Raw genomic sequence first — 20,280 nt, 5'->3', positions numbered from 1 at the left:
GGGGATGGCTTTTATGAAAGACCAGAAATCTGCTCGTATCCTTTTGGTTGACGACGAAGCAAGAAATATACGCTTGCTGGAAGTACTCCTACGTGCTGAGGGTTATTCTACACTGAGTGCGGGCAATGGCGCTGACGCGCTCAAAATTGCTGCCTTTTCCCAGCCTGACCTTATCCTGCTCGATATCATGATGCCGGGCATGGACGGCTTTGCCACCGTTGCCGAACTCAAGGCCAATCCCCTGACCCAGCCTGTACCTGTCATCATGCTGACTGCACTGGATGACCGTGCCTCCAAACTACGCGCCCTGCAGGCAGGCGCCGAAGAATTCCTGACCAAACCCATAGACAGTGCCGACCTCAGCGTGCGCGTACGCAATCTCCTACGTCTCAAGGAATACGGTGATTTTTTGAATGACCATAACCGTATTCTGGAAAGCCAGGTAGTAAAGCGCACCGCCCAACTGGAAGACGCTTACCGCGATACCGTGTTCACGCTGGTGCGTGCGGCTGAGCACAAGGATGAAGAAACCGGTCATCATGTACGCCGCATCAGTTACTACTGCCGCGCGCTGTCAGAAGCCATGGATTTACCTGGTGAATTTCATGATGCAATTTTCCAGGCCAGCCCCATGCATGATATAGGCAAGATAGGCATACCTGATCATGTGCTGTTAAAACCCGGCAGTTTTAATCATGACGAGTGGAATATCATGCGCACCCATTGCGCGCTGGGTGCCAGCATACTGTCCAGCGGCACTTCACCGTATACCGAAATGGGTGCAGAGATCGCCCTGAACCATCATGAGCGGTGGGATGGCACAGGCTATCCAAATGGGCTCAAGGGTGAAGCCATCCCCATTGCGGCCAGGGTCATGCAGATTTGCGATGTGTATGATGCCTTGCGCAGCCGCCGCCCCTACAAGCCGGCACTGGATCATGAGCACACCATGAACATCATTATCAAAGGCGATGGCCGTACCGAGCCTGAGCATTTTGATCCGGCAGTATTGTCCTGCTTTGTCGCAGAGGCCCACCGCTTTGCTGCTATTTACGAACTGCATGCCGATGCCTGAAACCCAACTTCCCGCTATCCTGCTGATTGATGACGATGCCAGTCTGCTGCAAGCATTATTACGATTGCTTAATTCTTTACCACACCCTCTGCGCAGCGCCAGCAATGCACGGGAAGCGCAAGCCATCATGGCAGAGCACCATATAGGCGTACTGATCTGCGAACCGCGCGACAGGGCTGCTGCTGATTTTTTAATCAGCAGCAAAGAAAAGCACCCGGATATCGTGCGTTTGATCTTGACTGCCTATCCCGATCTGGACAGTGTGCTGAGAGTCGTCAACCAGGCCCATCCATTCATGGTGGTGACCAAACCCTGGCAGGATGAAGAATTGCAGGCAACGGTGAATCTGGCATTGAAACAATATGCAGTAAACCGTGAACGTGAACGCCTGTTGAAAGAATACAACGGTATTCTCAATAATGCAGGCACTGCACACGCCTTCCGTACCCTGGATGCACTCATGTATTCCATCCACAAGGACATGACGGCAGATGCCATCGATAATCTGCCCATGGGTGCATGCCTGATGGTCGATGGCGTCGTCAGCAAATTTAACAGTACTGCCATCCGCGTACTCAAGGAGCTTGATCAGACACAGATCAATATAGGTGCGCAGATTGAAGAGTTGCCAGCAGTCTTGCAGGATGCCTATGCAGCTGTACGCAAACGGCGGGTACAGACCCGCTTGGACGGGCAACACAGGCTGGACTATTTTGTACTGGACCTAAGCGTGGGTACCCTGATCGCATTTGCGCCTGAACCCAGGTTGGGCAGGCCACCAGATCATTAGCACGATTTGCAAGAAGTTTTACATGAAGTCCTAGTTCACCCGTGTTCACCATGGAAAATGCATCATGAAAAAACTCAGTACCGAATTTAGACTGCTCGCAGGGCTTATGTTCGGGCTGTTCTTACTGTTGTCCGCAGGCTGGCAAATGTACCGCTCACTGCAAGACTATCGTGAAAATTCCTTATGGGTTACGCATACCTACCAGGTGCTGGACAAGTTGAATGACGTCAGGTCAGGAGTGCTGGAACTGGAAAGCATACAACGCCTGTATTTCATCACTGGCGATGATGTCTTCACCGGTCAGCGCGACAGCAAGTCCAGGCAGGTACGTGAGGCGGCCAAGAACATCGCCGAGCTGACTGCGGATAATCCACGCCAGCAATTGCTGTATAAAAATCTGATGCAAAAACTCGAAGAAAGGCTGAACGCACTGGACAATACCTTGCAGGTCTATCAGGTAGATGGCTATGCAGCGGTACGCAGGCAATTGATCAGCGGTACGCCGCGTATCATCATGGAAGCCCTGCTGGCGCAGATCAACAGCATAGAAGAAGAAGAGCGAGTCTTGCTGCAACAACGCAAGACTCAAGTCGAAAACAATTATTTGCAGGCCCGCAATATTGGCATACTGGTACTCCTCATTACACTGGCGGGCGGTGCCTTGCTTTGCTGGCAGTTCAAGCGAGATGTCAACCAGCGCATGCTGGCAGAAACTGCCGTACGTGACAGCGAATCCCTGTTGAAGCAGGTGCTCGACATTTTGCCGGTCGGTGTCCTGATCTCTGACGTCGACGGCATGCTGACTACCATCAACCCCGGTGCAAGAATCATCTGGGGCGGCAGCCGTTTTGTCAGTGCAGATCAGTATGGTGAATATGCAGGCTGGTGGCCAGACAGTGGCAAGCGTATCGAGTCTGATGAATGGGCCATGGCACGTACCCTGCGAACAGGTGAAACCATACTCAATGAACTGGCAGACATTCGCTGCTTTGACGGCACCCGTAAAACCATTTCCAACAGCACTGCTCCCTTGCGCGATGATGCTGGCAAGCTGATCGGTGGTTTGTCGGTGAATGTGGACGTGACGGATTTCATACTTACCGAACGTAAACTGCGCACCGCGGCGCATTATGACGACACCCAGGTCAAGGCGCAGAACCTGTTTGCCGCCAGCTTTGAGCGGCGTAAAATCTTTGATGGCCTGTTGAACCTTCTGGCCGAAAGGCATGGCTACCTGATGTCGGCACTGTATGGTTTCGACGAATGGTATGCACACTTTCGCTGTGAAGCCAGCTATGGGCTGGCCAGCGATATTCCGCGTGAATTTGAGCTGGGCGAGGGCATGCTGGGCCAGGTTGCGCTGACCGGTAAAACCAATTCGCTTGATGCCAGCCGCCTGAGCCTGCAAACCGGGCTGGGAAATTTCAGCCCCAGGCATGTGTTGATGGTACCGGTGTTGTACCAGGATCACCGTCTGGCAGTCATGGTGCTGGCAACCACCAACGATATCATTGCCGGCGAACAGGCATTTCTGGAAAGGCTGGCCAGCCAGCTCGGTGTCGCCCTGCATAATCTACGGCAATACAATGACCTTAAACTACTGGCAGAACAATTACGCAGTAGTAGCGAAGAAATCGCTGCCAAGAATCAGCAACTGGAACAGGCCAGCCGCATGAAATCTGAATTTCTGGCGAATATGTCCCATGAATTGCGCACCCCGTTGAATGCGATTGTCGGTTTTTCTGAAATACTCAAGGACGGCTTGCTGGGTAGCTTGTCCACCCAGCAAAAAGATGCCTCGGCAGATATCTTCAATAGCGGTAAACATTTGCTGGCGCTGATCAATGACATTCTCGATTTGTCAAAAATAGAAGCAGGCAAGATGCAGATCAATCTGGAACCTACGGATATCGGTTCAGTCGTGCAATCGAGCTTGCAAGTGGTACGTGAGCAGGCCAGTCTGCAGAATCTGCAGGTCACAGCCAAAATCCAGGACAACCTGCACGATATCTGGCTCGATGAAGTCAAGGTCAAGCAAATAATTTACAACCTTCTGTCAAATGCCGTCAAGTTTACTCCTGAGGGTGGCCGTGTGCATATCTCGGCGCGCCGGATTGATGGTTATCTGGTGGCGGGCGGACGGTTTGAACATTATCTGGAAATCATGGTCAGCGATAGCGGCATAGGCATACCAGAAGAGTCTCAAGTGCTGTTGTTCAAACCTTTCACCCAGATAGACAATAGCCTGTCGCGCAAACATCAGGGCACCGGCCTGGGCCTGGTCATGGTAAAACGCATGGCCGAGCTGCATGAAGGCAGTGTCACCCTGACCAGCATTGCTGACAAGGGCTCGACCTTCACCGTCTTGCTGCCATGGCGTACTGCCAACCTGCCGCTCAAAGCCAGAGCGCAAGCTGCTACGGGTATCAATGCCAATGTCGATGCTGATGACAGTAGCACTGTCGGCAATACCGTCAATGACATCAACAACAGCAACGCTGCCAGTAACAATCTGATTCATGTGCAGGGCGAGTTGCTCGCACTGGTCATAGAAGACGATGACCAGGCCGCCGAAGTCTTGCGCGTGCAACTGGAAAGCGAAGGCTTCCGCATCGTCCGCGCCACCACGGCAGAAGCAGCGCTGGCCATGGCAGAGCACGAACACCCGGACCTGATTACCCTGGATATTTTATTGCCTGGCATGGATGGCTGGGAATTTCTTGAAAATTTCAAACAGCATCCCTTATTTTCCTCAACCCCGGTAGTCATCATCTCCATCGTGGCCGACCGTGGCCGTGGCCTGTCTTTGGGCGCTGCCCATGTCATGCAAAAACCCATCGCCCGTGAAAACCTGACTGCTGCCCTGAGTGCCATGGGCTTTGGCAAATACTCTGCGGTTGCACAAAAAACTGCCCTGGTAGTGGATGATGATCCCAAAGCCGTGCGTCTGGTGACGACACAACTTGATATCTTCGGCTATAAAACCCTGGCCGCCCTGGGCGGGCAGGAAGGTATAGACATGGCACATCTGCATAAGCCAGACCTGATCGTGCTGGATTTGATGATGCCTGAAATTAATGGCTTTGATGTGGTGGAGGCCCTGAAAAGTGATACAGTCACAGCAAGTATCCCGATTATTATCCTGACCGCCAAGCAGGTAACCACCGACGACAGGATGCGCCTGAATGGCGATGTTAAAAAAGTCATGGAAAAATCTGATTTCAATCACGGCCGTTTCATCGGTGAAGTAAGGCGAGCCATGGCAGGCAGGGGCAAGTAAGATGGCGCGTGTACTGATCATTGAAGACAATCCGGTCAATATGAAGCTGGCGGCATTCCTGTTGCAGAATGCTGGCTACGAAGTGTTGCAGGCCGTCGATGCCGAGGCCGGTTTGCAAGTTGCCAGAATAGAATTGCCTGACCTGATCCTGATGGACATGCAATTGCCCGGCATAGACGGCATGACCGCTACCCGGCAGCTAAAAGCTGCCGCTGGCACCGCCCATATCAAGATTGTTGCCCTGACCGCCTTTGCCATGAGTGGTGATGAAGAACGCTTCCGCGCTGCTGGCTGTGATGCCTATATGGCAAAACCGATACGCTACCAGGCATTTTTATCTCTGGTTGATTCCATACTCAAGACCTGAATCCAGATTCGCAGACTGGGGAAAGCAAGAGCAGGCAAGAGCAAGCTGGAGTAAACTGGCGGCATCAGAATAAAGGTGCTCCATGAAATTTGAACATTTAGTAGAAATCAATGACCTCGGCAATCCCGCCGTCGAGGTCATCAGCCGCGAACAATTATGGCGTGGCCTGGTCTTGCGGGCAGAAATGCCAAGGTTGTTTGTCTCTTATCTCGATGACGCCAGCATCATGGACCGCAATGAAGCCAGCATGACGCGTACCCTGAAATATGGCGCGCTGGAAATCACTGACCGTGTCAGCCTCGTCCATCTTGAACATGTACATTATGATGTCGCGGCGCAGAAAGATATCCCGCAGTCTTCATTGCGTATGAGCATAGAAGAACCACAACCAGATGCGCTGTTTGTCCGTTTCGCCTATGACAGTGGCAATGCTGAAGCAGAAGATGCTGAAGCGAAAATGTATAACGAATACCGCAAGTCGGCGTATCAGGAAGCTGACGTCGAAACTGTGCGCATCATCCGCGAACTGGCAGAAAGCGGACGGCTGGATGCTCTGCCGTCCTGACAACATTGAAGGATTGCTGAGCCACCTGCATTTCAGGGATAATGCGGATCAGTAATCCCGTCATCACTTATCTTTACACCAAGGCCCCCATGACCAAGCGCACTACTCCTGCAACCAAGAAGCCTGTTCTGGCTGCTCTGGACTTGCCTGCCCCGGTACAGACCGCACGTTTGAAACGCAAGCAATTTGCCAGCACGGGTGACGTGCATATCCAGGGTGATGCCGTGATCACCACCCAGTTCATTGTTGGTGGTGATTGCCTCATTGATGGCGATTTAGAAGCAGAAGAAGTGTTTTGCCTCGGCAAGCTGACGGTCACCGGTGATATCCGCGTGCAATCCCTGTATGTGGGCCATGCGCTGGATGCCGGTGGCAATATCGATGTTGAATACCTCATCAAGACCGGTTGCAGCGCCGACTGGATGGCACGCATGCTGGAACTCGACCAGCGCAAACCGGCAGCAGATGGTAGCAGCTATATGGATATCCTGGTACATCCCGCCATACTGAAACGTTATGATCATCATGATGCCTTTGGTGGTTTTGGCGATATCCAGGCGCTTGGTTATGTTGCCTGTGCCGACCTTGATTGCCATGGCAATGTACAACTGGATGATGTGCTTGAAGTGGGCGAAATCCAGTTCGTTGGCGGCCATTTGTCGGCAGCTGCCATCCACGTTGCAGGTGATTGTAATTGCCAGGGTGAGTTGTTCAGTGAAACCGATATCCAGGTTGAGGGTGCGCTGTTTGCCGCGAATCTGATATGTCAGGGTAATCTTGATGTGGCCAGTATCCATAGCCAGGGCGATATCAGTACCTGGGGTTATCTGCGTGCGACTGGCGAAGTCAGCAGCCTGCGCGGTGAAATTCACAGTGGCCGCTGGATTGCTACCAAGGGCAGCATCTATGCCGCCAAATACATCAAGACTGGCGAATCCCTGGTCGCTGAAAAAGGCATCAGTTGCGGTGCCGATTATGGCATCCTGGCTGCCACAAGCCTGCCGCGCTCACGCTGGGCCACGCATGGTTTCGTCTCCGCTGCCAGCAAACCGCGCCTGCTGTTGTCCGGCCAGTTTGTCGAAGGCAAAAAACTCAAGCACATCGATGCGCTGGAAAAAAAGCGTGAAACCGAACTTGACTGGGAAGTACCACGCCGCCTGAAGCGTGAAATGCAACCAGTCTGATTTTCACACCACCTGCCCCGGTATTTTGTTGATCTTGCTTATCTGCATAGCAGCCGGACAGGCTGCTGTGCCTGTAGCAAGCTCTAGCTCAAGTCTTTCACCACCAGCATGCGCCTTAACAGGTAAATACCTATGCTGGTGGATACCAGGGCCGTAATACAAAGCGCTGTCGATGGATGCCAGCTGCCACTGATACCTCGCGCCGCTGCCCATCTGTAGGCATAGAGGGCGACGCCATTCGAACCTGCATGCAAAGCAATGCCCGGCCACAAGGAGCGCGTTTTATCATATAGCCAGGCACAGACCAGTCCCAGCAGCGAAGCACACAGGAATTGATAAATATTCATGTGAGCCATGCCAAACAACAGCGCTGACGCCAGAAAAGCCAGCTTGCGCGGATATTGTTGCAAAAAACTGCGCAAGACCAGGCCGCGGAACAGCATCTCTTCCAGCACAGGTGCAACCAGGCAGGCAATGATGATGGAATGCACTCCATTGCTCATCATCTCATCGAATATTCTTTGCTGGCCGGCAGGTACAGGTTGCCATTCTTCCAACGCGCCGCCAATGAAACTCAATGATAATTCCAGCCCTGGTATCAGTAGCATGACCGGCACCATGATCAGGCAGAGACGAGCAGGCGTAAGCGCTGCGGAGGAATGGAATAGCTCTCTATAGCTCATGCCCTTGTAGTGCAACACCGCCGTAAACAGCACGCCATTCGCCAATACCATGATGACGCCATCGACTTCTTCCATGCTGACACCGGTGATGAACATGCTGTCGTGTACCAGCATGTTCAACAATACCTCAGCCCCGAGCAAGAAAATGATCAGGAAGAAGGCTTCCAGCGCAGTCGGGAAATTCTCATGTTTTTGATTCATTGCTGTGGCGTATAAGTCTGCTCAGGGTCGCGCCTAGAGGCTGGACAAGTCCAGGTCTTGTGAGAATTCTCCATCGACTTCCTTGATGATGGCTTGTCCGGCGATGGTTTGCTGACCATTAAAACTCAGCGTAGGCCCCCCATACAGAGTCCAACCCTGGTTCAGGGCGGCGGTAACGCGCAGGCAAAAAGTCTTGTCGTCCGGGCCAGTCAGGTAACGGTAGAGTTTCATGATGAGTGCACTCCAAACTGCAGGATCATAGGGGAGGGCACATTATATTCGATGATGGCTGCCTGGCAGGGTATGCACAAAAAAGCGGCAACACATATTTGCCATGTATTACTTTTTTTCAATACGGCAATATTAATCTTCAGGTTACAATTACTCACAATTAGCTTTCTGCAAGCCTCCTCAACCAAACTGGTTCACTTCACTGAAATTTGTTGAATTTGTGCAAACATTACAAAAATTTTTACAGCGATGGCAACAGCGAGGAGTGTATACCCGTTTATTCCTGCCCCTTTTTTTCCTGATCATCGCTGTCAGCGCCCTGCGCTACTACCTGATGATCAACAGCGAAGTCGCCGATGCAAAACAAAGAATCTCTACAGAATTAAGGCATAGCTCTCACTACCTGATACCTACCCTCAGCAACCTGTCAGCACAAAGCGATAGCGAAGCCATACGCCAGCTATTGATACAAGAAGTAGAAGCCAGCCCGGTACTCTGGCGCGTCACCTGGCAATACAAGCTGGGACAGATACAGGGCCAGGACCAGCTTGCAACAACAGCCAGTTCCCCTGCCTGGTTCAACCGCCTGCTGTCCCTGCATGCAGAACGCACATCCAGGCAGGTCCAGCTGACAAATGGCGACATCGGCACACTGAGCCTGGAAACCAGCATCGCCAGCGAAAATACCCATATCTGGCAAAAAGTCATGAGCCAGGCCAAGATCTCACTGCTGATTATTTTCACTATTTATTTTTTGTTGGGCCTGATCCTGCGCTCGAATGTCAAAACCCTGCGCAGGCTGGCAGATGCTACGGACAAATTCAAGAAAGGCCAGCATTCGATACGAATGTCAGTCACTGGCACGGGAGAAGCGCGCGCACTGGCGACCACCTTCAACGGCATGGCCAATGAAGTGCAGACCCTGCTCATGACCTTGCAACGCAGCCAGCGCGCCAATAGCGAGCAATTGCATTTCACCTGGCAATTGCTGCACGCCCTGCCTATTCCTATCTTCTTTCAAGACCAGCACGGTATTTGTCAACGCATCAACCGCGCCTGGGAAGAATTGTTTGCGCTGAGTGCTGCCGATGTCGTTGGCCGCCCCATGCCTGTTCTGGCACTGGGCAATAACGCCACGCCGTCCCTGCAAAATGAACATGGCAAGCTGGTCAGGGAAATCCAGATACAGGCTGCTGGTGAGATAATCGATGTAATTTATTACCAGGCCAGTTTCACCAATGTCGATGGCGAAGCCACAGGCAGCGTGGGCGCACTCATCGACATCAGTGAACGCAACCAGGCACAGGCCACGCTGGCGGCAGCAAATGAAAGAGTGGAAACCACCCTGGCATCTATCGGTGATGCCGTCATCAGTACGGATGTCGATGGACGCATACTGATGCTCAACAAGGTAGCGCAGCAAATTTGCGGGTGGAACCGCAAGGAAGCACAGGCGCATGAACTGGCCGATGTGTTTGCTTTAAGCGACGTCCAGCAGCGCGACAAGCTGAGAGAATTTTTGCAGCAGATTTGCCAGAGTACCGAGATTCTGCAAGCGAATAATCAGCTCCTGACGGCACGTGGCGGCCAGCAGTTTGAAGTCGATTACACCGCAGCACCGATCAGGCAAAAAGATGGCACCGTCATGGGCTGTGTACTGGTATTTCGCGATGTCAGCGAGAAGCATCAACTGATGCAGCAGCTCAGCTGGCAGGCAGGGCACGATATCCTGACCGGGCTGGAAAACCGTGCGGCGCTGGCAGAGCGCTTCAGCACTTCGATACAAACTGCCCATGATAAGGAAACCTGGCTGGCAGTTTGCCTGCTCGACCTTGATCACTTCCAGGCCATCAACGAAAGCCATGGCCAGGAATTTGCCAACAAATTATTGCAGCAAGTCGCACGCCGCCTCGAAGACAACGCAGGTAGCGAGCACCATGTGGCACGCCTGGGTGGTGACGAATTTGTCGTGCTGCTGCAAAACCAGCGTGACATCGCCGGCGTGGAATTAAACCTCGCATTGCTGCTGGCAGAGCTGGCGCAGCCATATGAAATAGAACAGCAAAGCATCAGCCTGTCGGCCAGCATAGGCGTGGCAATTTTTCCGCGTGATGATGTGAATGCCGATACGCTGCTGCGCTGTGCCGACCAGGCCATGTATCAGGCCAAGCTGAATGGCCGCAATCAATTTCATTTATTCGACGCCGAGCAAGACCAGCAATTGCGCACCCATCACAACCAGCGTGCCCGCGTGCGCCAGGCCCTGCAACAGGGCGAGATGCGTTTATATTTCCAGCCCAAAGTGAATATGCGCGAGGGCCGCATCGTCGGCATGGAGGCGCTGTTGCGCTGGCAACATCCTGAGCAGGGCATCGTCGGCCCGCTGAATTTCTTGCCACTCATAGAACACACAGACCTAATCATCGATGTTGGTGATTTTGTCTTGCAACAGGCCATGGAGCAATTGCGGATATGGACGCATCTGCATGTAGATTGGGTTATCAGCGTGAATATCGCGGCCCGCCATTTCCAGTGCAAGGATTTTGTCGAACGCCTGCGTGCTGTGCTGGCAGCCTACCCCGATGTCGCCCCTGAACGCCTGGAAATAGAAATACTGGAGTCCGCAGCCATCAAGGATATACAGCACGTGCGCGAAGTCATGCTGGCCTGTCAGCAAATCGGCGTCAGCTTTGCACTTGATGATTTTGGTACTGGCTATTCATCACTGTCTTACCTGAAACGCCTGCCCGCCGATACCCTGAAAATCGACCAGAGCTTTGTCCGTGATATGCTGGAAGACAAGGACGATCTGGCCGTCATCAGCGCCGTCATCGGCCTGGCACGCGCCTTTAATCGTGGCGTGATTGCAGAAGGCGTGGAAAGTGCCGAACATGGTGTCGCCCTGATGCGCCTGGGTTGCGAACTGGCACAAGGTTACGGTGTCGCCCGCCCCATGCCAGCAGGACAAGTCGAGGCATGGGCCAGCAGTTATGTCGCCCCGCTGATCTGGGGACATGGCAAAGGCCTGGAGTGGGAAGGCGCCTGAGCTCGAATAAATAATAAATTGGAGACACTATGCAAACAATCAGCGGTCAATGCAGTTGCGGAAAAATTGCCTATCACTACCCGGCCCCCGCATTACAAATCGTAGCCTGCCATTGCGGCCTGTGCCGCCGTATGACGGGCGCAGCATTATCATCTTATGTCGTCGTCAAGGAAGCTGAGCTGGTATTCACCCAGGGTCAGGAACTGCTGAAAAGCTATACCGTCACATCGCGTACCCAGCGTCATTTTTGTACTGACTGCGGCACACCGCTGTATAACTCGAATCAGGAAACTTATGCAGGCTTGAGTATGCTGTATCTGGGCACAGTCAATCAGCATGAAAGCCTGGCACCGCGCATGGATATTTATTGTGAGAATAAACTGTCCTGGCTGAGCACAGCGGATAGTAGCAGGCATTTTGAGCAGACACCACGCAAACCCTGAGACGTACAAAAAAGCGTGCCCCATTTCAGGGGCACGCTTTTCACATGAATCAAATCACTTATTTCGCCTGATACCTGATCGTCATTTCCTTCAACAGATTATCGGCATGATCAACTTCTTTCATGACCCATAACATGTAGCGTATATCGACATGAATGGCGCGGGTGATGGCGGTGTCGAAGTACCAGTCCTTGGTAATCGATTCATAGGTTGAATCAAAATTCAAACCCACCAGTTCGCCATTTTTATTCAAGACGGCAGAACCGGAATTGCCGCCCGTCGTATCAGCACTGGACAGGAAATTGACAGGCACGGTTTGCAGGACATTGTCCTTGAATACACCGTAGCGTTTTTCCTTCACGGCAGTCAATAAATTTTCCTGCATGTTGAAAGGCGCTTTGCCAGTGTGCTTTTCTACTATGCCTTCGACTGTCGTGAACGGGCCCTTGATGACGCCATCACGCGGTGAGTAAGGTGCTACCGTGCCATAGGTCACGCGCAGGGTGGAATTGGCATCTGGATAAACTGGCTTGCCCTGGGATTTTTTCCATTCTATGACGGCTTGCATGTATTGTGGAATCACCCGTTCCAGATTGCCATCGAGCTCTTTGCGGCGCTCTTCGAGTGACATGGCAGTGTCGTGCAGCTTCACGGCCAGGCGTACGAAAGCATCGTCGGATTGTTCAAAAGCCTTGCGGTCCTTGCCCATCCAGGCCAGGCGTTTGGAGGTTTCACCCAGGCCGCTTTGCTGATACAGGCTGGCCACACTTTCTGGTGTCGGCAACAATACATCAAGACCTTTTGGATGGGATGCTGCTGGCAATTTACTATATCTTTGCAGCGCTGCAGTGAACCGGGCCTGATCGACATTTTGCAGATAGGATTGTTCCAGGCGGCTGAGTTTGCCAGCGATGATATTCATGTCGCGCTGCTGGTAACCGGGCTGGCGCTCTGCATCCGGTTTTGTACTTTCCACTGCCAGGCGGTAGAGCGTGCGTGCACTCTTCAGCATTTCGCTGGTGCTGGCAACCGACCAGGCAAATTCTTCTTCTGACATCGCCATGTCGGCAGCGATGACGGTATCAAGCTCTTTCAACAAATTCTTGTCGCTGCCATGCTGGGCATACCAGCGGCGAAACTCTGCATCCTGGCCATCCTTGATGGCAGCGATGTCCTTGCGGGCAAAGCCTTCCAGCAAGCCCTCTGTTTTCTTCAAACCATTGTTGAGGCCTTTGGCTACGCTGGCATAACGTACACCAGCACCAGCATTGCCTGAAGTTGCAGCGGCAATGACGGCGAGATCAGCTTTGGTTTCTGCCACTTTGGCAGGGTAGCTGACATCACGGGCATAGCGTATTTCTGCCGGCAGTTTGTAGCGGCTGGTGCGGCCCGGGTAACCTGCCAGCAAGATAGGGTCACCATTCTTCAAACCTTGGGCAGATACGACCAGAAAGTCTTTTGACTGATATGGCACATTCTCGACAGACAGATCGGCAGGGCGGCCATTCTTGCCTACATAGGCACGCAGGAAGGCATAGTCACCGGTATGACGCGGCCATTCAAAATTATCGATCTCGCCACCAAAATTGCCTATCTTGTCTGAGGGTGCATACACCAGTCGCACGTCACGTATCATGATCTGGCGTACGCGGTAATACTCCAGGCCACGATGGAAGCTCGGTACCGAGCAACGGTATGCCTTGTCTTGCTCACATTCAGCAATCAACTCTTTGATGCGGTTTTCCACATGCTCAGCCCTGGCGCGGCCAGACATGGCGGCAGTCAGCCCCTTGTTGATCTGCGCAGTGACATTCTCGACTTTTTCAGTGATATACATGCGCGCATCGGGGCCTGCGGGCAATTCATCTGCCAGTGTTTTTGCCAGGAACCCATTCGCAATATAGTTTTTTTCTGCTGTCGAGTTTCTTTGTACTGCACCATAAGCACAATGATGGTTGGTTACGACCAAGCCAGTATTCGATACAAAAGATGCCGAGCAACCGCCGAGCGACACCATCGCTGACATCGGGTGTTTTTGCAAATCCGCCAGCTTTTCTGCAGGCACATTGATGCCTATGCGCTTCAATTCAGATTTCAGTTGTGGCAACTGGTAGGGTTGCCACTGACCTTCGTCAGCGTAAGCAGAGGAAACAACACCAGCCAGGGCCAGCGGAAGAGCAAGGGTTTTAAACAAAATACACTCCAAATTAAATTCTTAGGTCACACGTATGATTTGCTAATTGCTTCATAACAAAATGATTCATAGCAAATTGACTAATTACCATGAAATACAAGCAATTAGGCGCAAATACAGACATATCTTAGCTGAAATAGTTCCTCCATTTCTCGAGGGGAAGATGGCAAACTTTAAATTATTCCATTTATCGGAATAATGAATTCAAGATTTAGTCTATTCCTATATTTCTATGAAACGTACAAACTGTGGTTCATGCAATTGCATATCAATACCTTCACCTCAACCTCAATTGAATGGAAATATCATGAGCCGCATCAATCTCGTCACCAAAGAAACTGCCAATGCTGAACAACTGGCCCTGCTGGAAGCGATACAAACAAAACTGGGCATGGTGCCGAATTTTTTGAAAGCCTTTGCCAATTCCCCTGCTGCCTTGCGCGCCTTTCTGGGCTTGCATGGAATTGCCGGTGAAGGCAGCCTGGACCCGCAAACCCGCGAGCGTATTGCCCTGGCAGTCGCGCAAAAAAATTCCTGTGAATACTGCGTCTCTGCCCATACTGCCATAGGCCGTGGCACTGGCCTGAACAATGAAGAAATGGCTGCCAACCGTGCAGGCAGCAGCCAGGACGCGAAAGCCGCGGTTGCCGTGAAATTTGCCCGCTCACTGGTCGAACATGCAGGTGAAGTGAGCACGACAGAAATTTTGGAAATGCGCGACCACGGTTACAGCGATGCCGACATTATCGAAGTCATCACCCATGTCGGCATGAATATCCTGACGAATATCCTGGGCAAGGCCACTCGTCTGGAAATCGACTTCCCTAAAGTCAGCCTCTAAGTCCAGAAATCTGTCCCGTCACAGCGAGGAGATCATCATGTCACGCGCATTTGCCGATATCAGTTTTACCCACAGCGTCAAAGCCGCACAAAGCCTGTATGGCAGCCGCGAAGCCAATCGTGGTTTTGAACTGGTTGAAGAAAAACGCGATTCCCTGCTGGCGCAGGACATGGAATTCATCGCTGCCCGCGACAGCTTTTACCAGGCGACGATTTCAGAAAACGGCTGGCCCTACGTGCAACACCGCGGTGGCCCAGCCGGTTTCCTTAAAATCCTCGATAACAAGACCATCGCTTATGCAGATTTTTCTGGTAATGCCCAGTACCTTAGCGTGGGTAATCTGCTTGCCAGCGACAGGGTATCCTTGATACTCATGGACTATGCCCGCCGCCGCCGCATGAAGATATGGGGCCATGCCAGAATCGTTCATGAAGAGGATGATGTGCGCCTGATCGCCAGGTTGGAAATGCCTGGCTACCGCGCCCGTGTCGAGCGTGCTATTGTCATCACGGTAGAAGCCGTGGAGTGGAATTGCCCACAACATATCACACCCAGGTTTAGCGAAAAAGAAGTGCAGGGCATGCTGGCGAAGCTGCTGGCTGAGAAGCACCAACTGGAAGAACAGTTAACACAAAAGACTGCACCGGCAAAACCCACCAGCCTTGGTAATGGCCCACTGGAACTGGTGATCACAGGTGTGCGCCAACTCAGTCCACACATACGCGCCTACGAATTGCGTGACCCTGCAGGCAAGGATTTGCCTGCGGTGAGCGCAGGCGCACATTTGCGTGTACCCGTCTTGCTGGCAGACGGGCAGGCGGCTACACGTCAATACTCCATCAGTTCTGCTGGTGGACCAGCTAACTGTTACGAAATTGCCGTGCTTGCCGCACCCGAGGGCCGCGGAGGCTCCATAGCAGTCCACGATCTTTATGCGCTGGGCATGCACTTGCATTGTGATTTGCCACGTAATGACTTTTCATTGCATGCGCATGCGGCACCCGCCGTGCTGATCGCCGGGGGCATCGGTATCACTGCCATCAAACCCATGGCTGAACAATTGTCAGCACAGGGGCGACCATGCACTTTGCATTATGCAGGCCGCGCGCTCAGTGCAATGGCCTATCGCGCAGAGTTGCAAACTCAACTGGGTGCCTCATTGCATCTGTATGCGGCAGATCTGCAGCAACGCATGGATATACACAACATCATGGAAGAAGCCGGTCAGGACAGCCTGTTCTATATCTGCGGCCCAGCCAGCATGATCGCTGCCGCGCAAAGTGCTGCGGCGGCCTTGGGCATAGACCCGCAAAGAGTACGCTATGAAAGATTTGCGGTACAAAAATCAAATCAGGACGAAGAGATACGGGTGGAGCTGGCACGCAGTAAAAAAGTCTTCCATGTCCGCGCTGATCAGACCATTCTGGAAGCCGTGCGCTCCCATGGTGTAGTAGCGCAGGCAGAATGCGAAACTGGCAATTGCGGCACTTGCGCCGTGAAATTGCTGGGCGGGCAGGCACTGCACAGGGATGCGGTGTTGACAGAAGCAGAGCAAAAAGACCGCATCTGCATCTGTGTCTCGCGTGCACAAGAGGGTGAACTGGTGCTTGATCTGTAAAGCTATTATTGCAAAGGCAGGAAGATGTCGGTCACCATCAGGTGTTCAGGCACGTCAGGGAAGAAGCTGATGCGCTGGAAGAACAGGGGAAAGTCGCGCAAATTGCGCTCGCTTTGTGGCAACCAGCTGTTATACAAAAAGCGCACGACATTTCCGAGCTCAGCATCACTGCCGGTATGCCTTATTACTGCACATTCTCCGGCGGGGATAGTTTTGTCGATGATGCCATGCTTATTCTCTGCTACTGGCGCAGTGACTGCCGCTGCCAGGTCAAAACGATAATCGGCAGCGGGTGTTTGCTCAGGATCATCATAGATAAGATTAAAAGTCGCGCTGACGCTGGGTGGCAGTTTGTTGAGCTTGCGCCAGGCAATGAAACGCTGGATGCTATTGGGCAGCAAGCCGGGCGCGCCGCGATGTTCCAGCACGGCAATACGGGTTTCAGGGAAGGCGACGATGCGTACATCGCTGTGTTGATAAGTCATGGGCATATGCTGTTCTCTCAATTGGATCAAGGTTGAATTGCTTTCTTGCCAGTTGTCCCACTGAGGTTGCTTCCTGAATTGTGCCGGGCTCAGTCCCAGGCTTTTTTTAAAAGCACGGGAAAAAGCTTCACTGCTTTCATAGCCATTATCCAGGGCGATATGGATCACCTGTTTATGGCTACGGAATGCCAGTTCATACATGGCCTTTTTAAGTCTCAATAGCTGCACATAACGAAATGCCGCCAGACCAAAATATTCAGAAAACTGCCGGTGGAAATGAAATTTTGAGAAAGCCGCAACTGCACTTAAACGCTCCACCGACAAGTCTTCATCCAGATGGGTATCGATGTACTGCAACACACGCAGCATGCGCTGTTGGTAATTGGATTCACTCAATGATTTCTCCCTGACAGACTGCAGAATAAACAGCCTCCAGCGATGCTGCATGATAGTTCTTGCTCAGTTCTGTCTTTCTGCGTCAGTCATGCCGGTGACGCAGGCGTTCCAGCAAAGCCTGTTCACAGAGTTTGAACAGCATGTAGGCAGCCATGGCAGCGCAGGCTGACAATACAAGTTCGAGCAATTGCTGCAAACCACCTTCGACCAGGCCTATCCAGCCATTATCGAGCAGATATTCAGCATTGGCACTGAACAGATGGACGATATCGAAAGACAGCTTGCCAAACACAACGAAGCTCAGAGTCAGCAGCAAAAAACTGGCAAGACTATGCTGGCATAACCAGGTATAGAATTTTCGCTGTCTTGCCATGTGCTGTCCTTTCAAAATTGCTGCTCTTACGGTAAGTCTGTTCAGTTTTTTTCGACGATATTTTTGATGCTATGCAGACCCTCATCAAATTTGCCACCCACCATTTTATCCATACTGAAAAACAGACTCATGAGTTTGGACATGAAGTTGCAAGGGCCAAACATGGCATGGCTGACGACCGTGCCGCCATCTTTTTCTTCAAGGCGGAACTCGATAGTGTTTTGCGCAGCAAATGGCTTGTAGAAATTGATTTGCAGGCGCAGGTAATCATGCGGCCGGGTTTCCAGGATTTCCATCTTGCCTTCACCCAGGTCTTTGTTCCCCTTCCAAGCATAAACCGCTCCCTGCCCCTGGGCAGCACCGCTATAGGTGCGCTGCACAGCCGGGTCGGCCTTTTCCCAGGGAGACCAGGCTTCCCATTCATGGAAATCATTAATCAGGGGGAAAATCTGTTCAGGCCTGGCCTGGAATACGAGAGAACGCTCGACACGAAAATGATCCGGCAAGCTGGCGGCATACAATAAGAAGGCAGCGAACAAAAGCACGACAATGGCAATGATCATGAGACGTCTCCTCAATATTGAGCTAATAGCTTAATTTGCCTGAGGCCTATTTACCAGCATTGCATGCAAGCCCTAGTATATTTTGCTTACAAAATTTACTGTCAAAGCGAAATCCAGGACCTGCGCTTGCTGTTTTTCAGGCAACAAACTGGCTATACTAAGACCATTCTCCATTAATTTATCCATATTCCTATGCCATTACCGAGCGATGCAGGCCAGACCACCAACTTTACGCTAACCGGCGTCACGCTGATTGATGCGCTGCTCCATGGCATCAAATGGGGTGGCCTGAATGGTGCAGTTGTTACTTACAGCTTCCCATGGACTGCGGGCGAATCCTATTTTTATGGGCGCAACAGTTCCAGCAGCTACACCTCGGACAATGAACCGGGTGCCAGCCACATGGCGCTCAGCCTGGAACAGCAAACCGCCACCAAGGCTGCCATGCAGGCCTGGGCCAATGTCGCTGACATACAGTTTGTACAGGTTGCTGACAACAACACCAGCGCAGGAAATATCCGCGTTGCCTGGACTTCATTCGCAGACACCACATCAACAGGCGGCAGTGCCTGGGGCTGGGCCTACAGGCCAAGCAGTGTCAGCCCTTCTGGCGGGGACATCTGGCTGTCTGGCAATGGCAATAAAACCAATACCAACTGGAGCGTGGGTTCATTCAATTATTCATCATTGATACATGAGCTTGGTCATGCGCTCGGGCTCAAGCACCCTTTCGAGGGTGATGTGGTCTTGCCTACGGCCTTTGATACGGCACAATATTCCATCATGTCTTACACGGAACAAGCCAATGACATGTTCAGGACCATCACTTACGATGCCTCAGGCAAGCCTTCATTCAGTTTCAAGTACATCGTGCCAGAAACACCGATGGTGCTGGATATCGCCGCCATGCAATTTGCGTATGGTGCCAATAACAGTTACCGGACGGGCAACGATGTGTATACCTTCGACCCGAATACTCCTTTCCTGAAAACCATCTGGGATGCTGGTGGCAATGACACAATTTCTGTCGCCAACTTTACTCTGGGTTGCATGATCGACCTCAGCCCCGGCAGTTATTCTGACATACGCATGGTGTCTGCGCCCAATCCGCCTGGCTATACCGGTGGCACGGTACCAACTTACGACGGCAGGCAAAATCTCGGCATCGCCTATGGTGCCTATATAGAGAATGCAATAGGCGGTGCTGGCAATGACACTTTGTATGGCAACAAGCTCAACAACAGTTTTACAGGCAATGGCGGCAACGATGCAATTGATGGTGACCTCGGCCTTGATACCGCCATCTACAACGGTCTGCACACAAATTACAGTGTCAGCGTCAAAGGGGGCACCGCGGTAGTCGCTGCTAAAACTGGTACTGAAGGCACGGATACCCTGGTCAACGTAGAACGCCTGCATTTCACCGATGAAAACATCGCCCTTGATATCAATGGCATTGCCGGGCAGGCTTACCGCCTTTACCAGGCGGCCTTTGACCGCAAGCCAGACTTGAAAGGCCTGGGTTACTGGATCAATGATATGGACCAGGGTTCCAGCCTGACGACGGTTGCAGCGGGCTTCATGTTGTCGGCTGAATTCCAGAAACTGTATGGCACTAAACCCACGAATACCGTGCTGGTGACCAATTTTTACCAAAATGTCTTGCACCGTACACCAGACCAGGCTGGCTTCAATTACTGGCTGGATCAGCTCAACACCAATAAAATCACTGCCGCCGGTGCCCTCGCCAGCTTTTGTGAAAGCGCCGAAAACCAGGCTCTGGTCATAGGTTCTATACAAAATGGCATTGAATACCTGGTCTGGCCTGCATAAACACGCAGTAATAGCCACTTTCAGTCTTTCATACCTCAAAGCCCGCCACGCTGGCGGCAGCTTACCCTACAATGACGACATATCCGCCGGGCTGCTCATGAAAGAGCGGCCT

General features: G+C 52.1%; 17 protein-coding genes. 11 read left to right on the top strand and 6 right to left on the bottom strand.

Annotated features, from left to right (window positions below; genetic code table 11):
* Positions 1-13 precede the first annotated feature (13 nt).
* The 6 genes from ACO0LN_RS04935 to ACO0LN_RS04910 all read left to right on the top strand — a co-directional run bounded on the left by ACO0LN_RS04935 (position 14) and on the right by ACO0LN_RS04910 (position 7,261).
* The gene (locus tag ACO0LN_RS04935; protein WP_422971536.1) at positions 14-1,075 is read left to right on the top strand and encodes a response regulator; all 1,062 of its coding nucleotides are present in this window, start codon (positions 14-16) and stop codon (positions 1,073-1,075) included.
* Positions 1,068-1,865, top strand: a complete 798-nt coding sequence (locus ACO0LN_RS04930) for a hypothetical protein (protein WP_422971534.1) — start codon at positions 1,068-1,070, stop codon at positions 1,863-1,865. Before ACO0LN_RS04935 ends, ACO0LN_RS04930 begins: the two co-directional genes overlap by 8 nt.
* 64 nt (positions 1,866-1,929) lie before the next feature.
* The gene (locus tag ACO0LN_RS04925) at positions 1,930-5,145 is read left to right on the top strand and encodes a response regulator (RefSeq protein WP_422971532.1); all 3,216 of its coding nucleotides are present in this window, start codon (positions 1,930-1,932) and stop codon (positions 5,143-5,145) included.
* 1 nt (position 5,146) lies between these two features.
* On the top strand, positions 5,147-5,512 hold the full coding sequence (locus ACO0LN_RS04920; protein WP_422971530.1) for a response regulator: 366 nt from the start codon (positions 5,147-5,149) through the stop codon (positions 5,510-5,512).
* Between the two features lie 82 nt (positions 5,513-5,594).
* A complete protein-coding gene (locus tag ACO0LN_RS04915; protein ID WP_422971528.1) occupies positions 5,595-6,077 on the top strand; it encodes an SRPBCC family protein in 483 nt (160 codons plus the stop codon).
* Positions 6,078-6,118: 41 nt separating this feature from the next.
* Positions 6,119-7,261, top strand: coding sequence for a hypothetical protein (locus ACO0LN_RS04910; RefSeq protein WP_422971526.1), 1,143 nt, complete (start codon positions 6,119-6,121; stop codon positions 7,259-7,261).
* 83 nt (positions 7,262-7,344) lie between these two features.
* Here the strand turns inward: ACO0LN_RS04910 and ACO0LN_RS04905 are convergent, their stop codons facing one another.
* Both ACO0LN_RS04905 and ACO0LN_RS04900 read right to left on the bottom strand, forming a co-directional pair.
* Positions 7,345-8,145 (bottom strand): lysostaphin resistance A-like protein, encoded by an 801-nt coding sequence (locus ACO0LN_RS04905; RefSeq protein WP_422971524.1) that lies wholly within the window; start codon positions 8,143-8,145, stop codon positions 7,345-7,347.
* A gap of 33 nt (positions 8,146-8,178) precedes the next feature.
* Positions 8,179-8,376, bottom strand: coding sequence for a DUF1737 domain-containing protein (locus ACO0LN_RS04900; RefSeq protein WP_422971522.1), 198 nt, complete (start codon positions 8,374-8,376; stop codon positions 8,179-8,181).
* A gap of 265 nt (positions 8,377-8,641) precedes the next feature.
* Here ACO0LN_RS04900 and ACO0LN_RS04895 point away from each other — a divergent pair, with 265 nt between their 5' ends.
* Complete coding sequence (locus tag ACO0LN_RS04895; RefSeq protein WP_422971520.1) at positions 8,642-11,422, top strand: EAL domain-containing protein; 2,781 nt, start codon at positions 8,642-8,644, stop codon at positions 11,420-11,422.
* Between the two features lie 29 nt (positions 11,423-11,451).
* Positions 11,452-11,865: a GFA family protein gene (locus ACO0LN_RS04890; RefSeq protein WP_422952589.1), complete on the top strand. Its 414-nt coding sequence runs from the start codon at positions 11,452-11,454 to the stop codon at positions 11,863-11,865.
* Positions 11,866-11,923: 58 nt separating this feature from the next.
* On the opposite strand, the gene ACO0LN_RS04885 is transcribed toward ACO0LN_RS04890, so the two are convergent.
* Positions 11,924-14,059: a S46 family peptidase gene (locus tag ACO0LN_RS04885; RefSeq protein WP_422971518.1), complete on the bottom strand. Its 2,136-nt coding sequence runs from the start codon at positions 14,057-14,059 to the stop codon at positions 11,924-11,926.
* A 307-nt stretch (positions 14,060-14,366) separates the two neighbouring features.
* Here ACO0LN_RS04885 and ACO0LN_RS04880 point away from each other — a divergent pair, with 307 nt between their 5' ends.
* Both ACO0LN_RS04880 and ACO0LN_RS04875 read left to right on the top strand, forming a co-directional pair.
* Entirely contained in the window at positions 14,367-14,900 is a 534-nt protein-coding gene (locus ACO0LN_RS04880; protein ID WP_422971516.1) for a carboxymuconolactone decarboxylase family protein, read from the top strand.
* 37 nt (positions 14,901-14,937) lie between these two features.
* Positions 14,938-16,518: a pyridoxamine 5'-phosphate oxidase family protein gene (locus tag ACO0LN_RS04875; protein WP_422971514.1), complete on the top strand. Its 1,581-nt coding sequence runs from the start codon at positions 14,938-14,940 to the stop codon at positions 16,516-16,518.
* 5 nt (positions 16,519-16,523) lie between these two features.
* Here ACO0LN_RS04875 and ACO0LN_RS04870 read toward each other — a convergent pair whose 3' ends face one another.
* Genes ACO0LN_RS04870 through ACO0LN_RS04860 form a run of 3 tightly spaced genes read right to left on the bottom strand, consistent with a single transcriptional unit; the run spans position 16,524 to position 18,335 of the window.
* A complete protein-coding gene (locus ACO0LN_RS04870) occupies positions 16,524-17,450 on the bottom strand; it encodes an AraC family transcriptional regulator (RefSeq protein ID WP_422971512.1) in 927 nt (308 codons plus the stop codon).
* Positions 17,451-17,481: 31 nt separating this feature from the next.
* Positions 17,482-17,772 carry a hypothetical protein gene (locus ACO0LN_RS04865; RefSeq protein ID WP_422971510.1) on the bottom strand — a complete coding sequence of 97 codons (291 nt, stop codon included), beginning with the start codon at positions 17,770-17,772 and terminating at the stop codon, positions 17,482-17,484.
* Between the two features lie 41 nt (positions 17,773-17,813).
* Entirely contained in the window at positions 17,814-18,335 is a 522-nt protein-coding gene (locus tag ACO0LN_RS04860) for an SRPBCC family protein (protein WP_422971508.1), read from the bottom strand.
* A gap of 192 nt (positions 18,336-18,527) precedes the next feature.
* Between ACO0LN_RS04860 and ACO0LN_RS04855 the strand changes: the two genes are divergently transcribed.
* On the top strand, positions 18,528-20,168 hold the full coding sequence (locus ACO0LN_RS04855) for a DUF4214 domain-containing protein (RefSeq protein ID WP_422971506.1): 1,641 nt from the start codon (positions 18,528-18,530) through the stop codon (positions 20,166-20,168).
* Positions 20,169-20,280: the final 112 nt, after the last annotated feature.

Origin of the sequence: Undibacterium sp. TC9W, from assembly GCF_049339865.1 — a bacterium.
Classification (GTDB): domain Bacteria; phylum Pseudomonadota; class Gammaproteobacteria; order Burkholderiales; family Burkholderiaceae_D; genus Undibacterium.
This window is presented reverse-complemented; position numbering and strand designations above follow the sequence as displayed.

Coding starts and splice junctions, on each gene's coding strand:
- ACO0LN_RS04865 (WP_422971510.1), bottom strand. CDS start 17,772: ATGGCAAGACAGCGAAAATTCTATACCTGGTTATGCCAGCATAGTCTT.
- ACO0LN_RS04870 (WP_422971512.1), bottom strand. CDS start 17,450: ATGCAGCATCGCTGGAGGCTGTTTATTCTGCAGTCTGTCAGGGAGAAA.
- ACO0LN_RS04860 (WP_422971508.1), bottom strand. CDS start 18,335: ATGATCATTGCCATTGTCGTGCTTTTGTTCGCTGCCTTCTTATTGTAT.
- ACO0LN_RS04855 (WP_422971506.1), top strand. CDS start 18,528: ATGCCATTACCGAGCGATGCAGGCCAGACCACCAACTTTACGCTAACC.
- ACO0LN_RS04925 (WP_422971532.1), top strand. CDS start 1,930: ATGAAAAAACTCAGTACCGAATTTAGACTGCTCGCAGGGCTTATGTTC.
- ACO0LN_RS04900 (WP_422971522.1), bottom strand. CDS start 8,376: ATGAAACTCTACCGTTACCTGACTGGCCCGGACGACAAGACTTTTTGC.
- ACO0LN_RS04930 (WP_422971534.1), top strand. CDS start 1,068: ATGCCTGAAACCCAACTTCCCGCTATCCTGCTGATTGATGACGATGCC.
- ACO0LN_RS04920 (WP_422971530.1), top strand. CDS start 5,147: ATGGCGCGTGTACTGATCATTGAAGACAATCCGGTCAATATGAAGCTG.
- ACO0LN_RS04935 (WP_422971536.1), top strand. CDS start 14: ATGAAAGACCAGAAATCTGCTCGTATCCTTTTGGTTGACGACGAAGCA.
- ACO0LN_RS04890 (WP_422952589.1), top strand. CDS start 11,452: ATGCAAACAATCAGCGGTCAATGCAGTTGCGGAAAAATTGCCTATCAC.
- ACO0LN_RS04905 (WP_422971524.1), bottom strand. CDS start 8,145: ATGAATCAAAAACATGAGAATTTCCCGACTGCGCTGGAAGCCTTCTTC.
- ACO0LN_RS04875 (WP_422971514.1), top strand. CDS start 14,938: ATGTCACGCGCATTTGCCGATATCAGTTTTACCCACAGCGTCAAAGCC.
- ACO0LN_RS04910 (WP_422971526.1), top strand. CDS start 6,119: ATGCGGATCAGTAATCCCGTCATCACTTATCTTTACACCAAGGCCCCC.
- ACO0LN_RS04915 (WP_422971528.1), top strand. CDS start 5,595: ATGAAATTTGAACATTTAGTAGAAATCAATGACCTCGGCAATCCCGCC.
- ACO0LN_RS04880 (WP_422971516.1), top strand. CDS start 14,367: ATGAGCCGCATCAATCTCGTCACCAAAGAAACTGCCAATGCTGAACAA.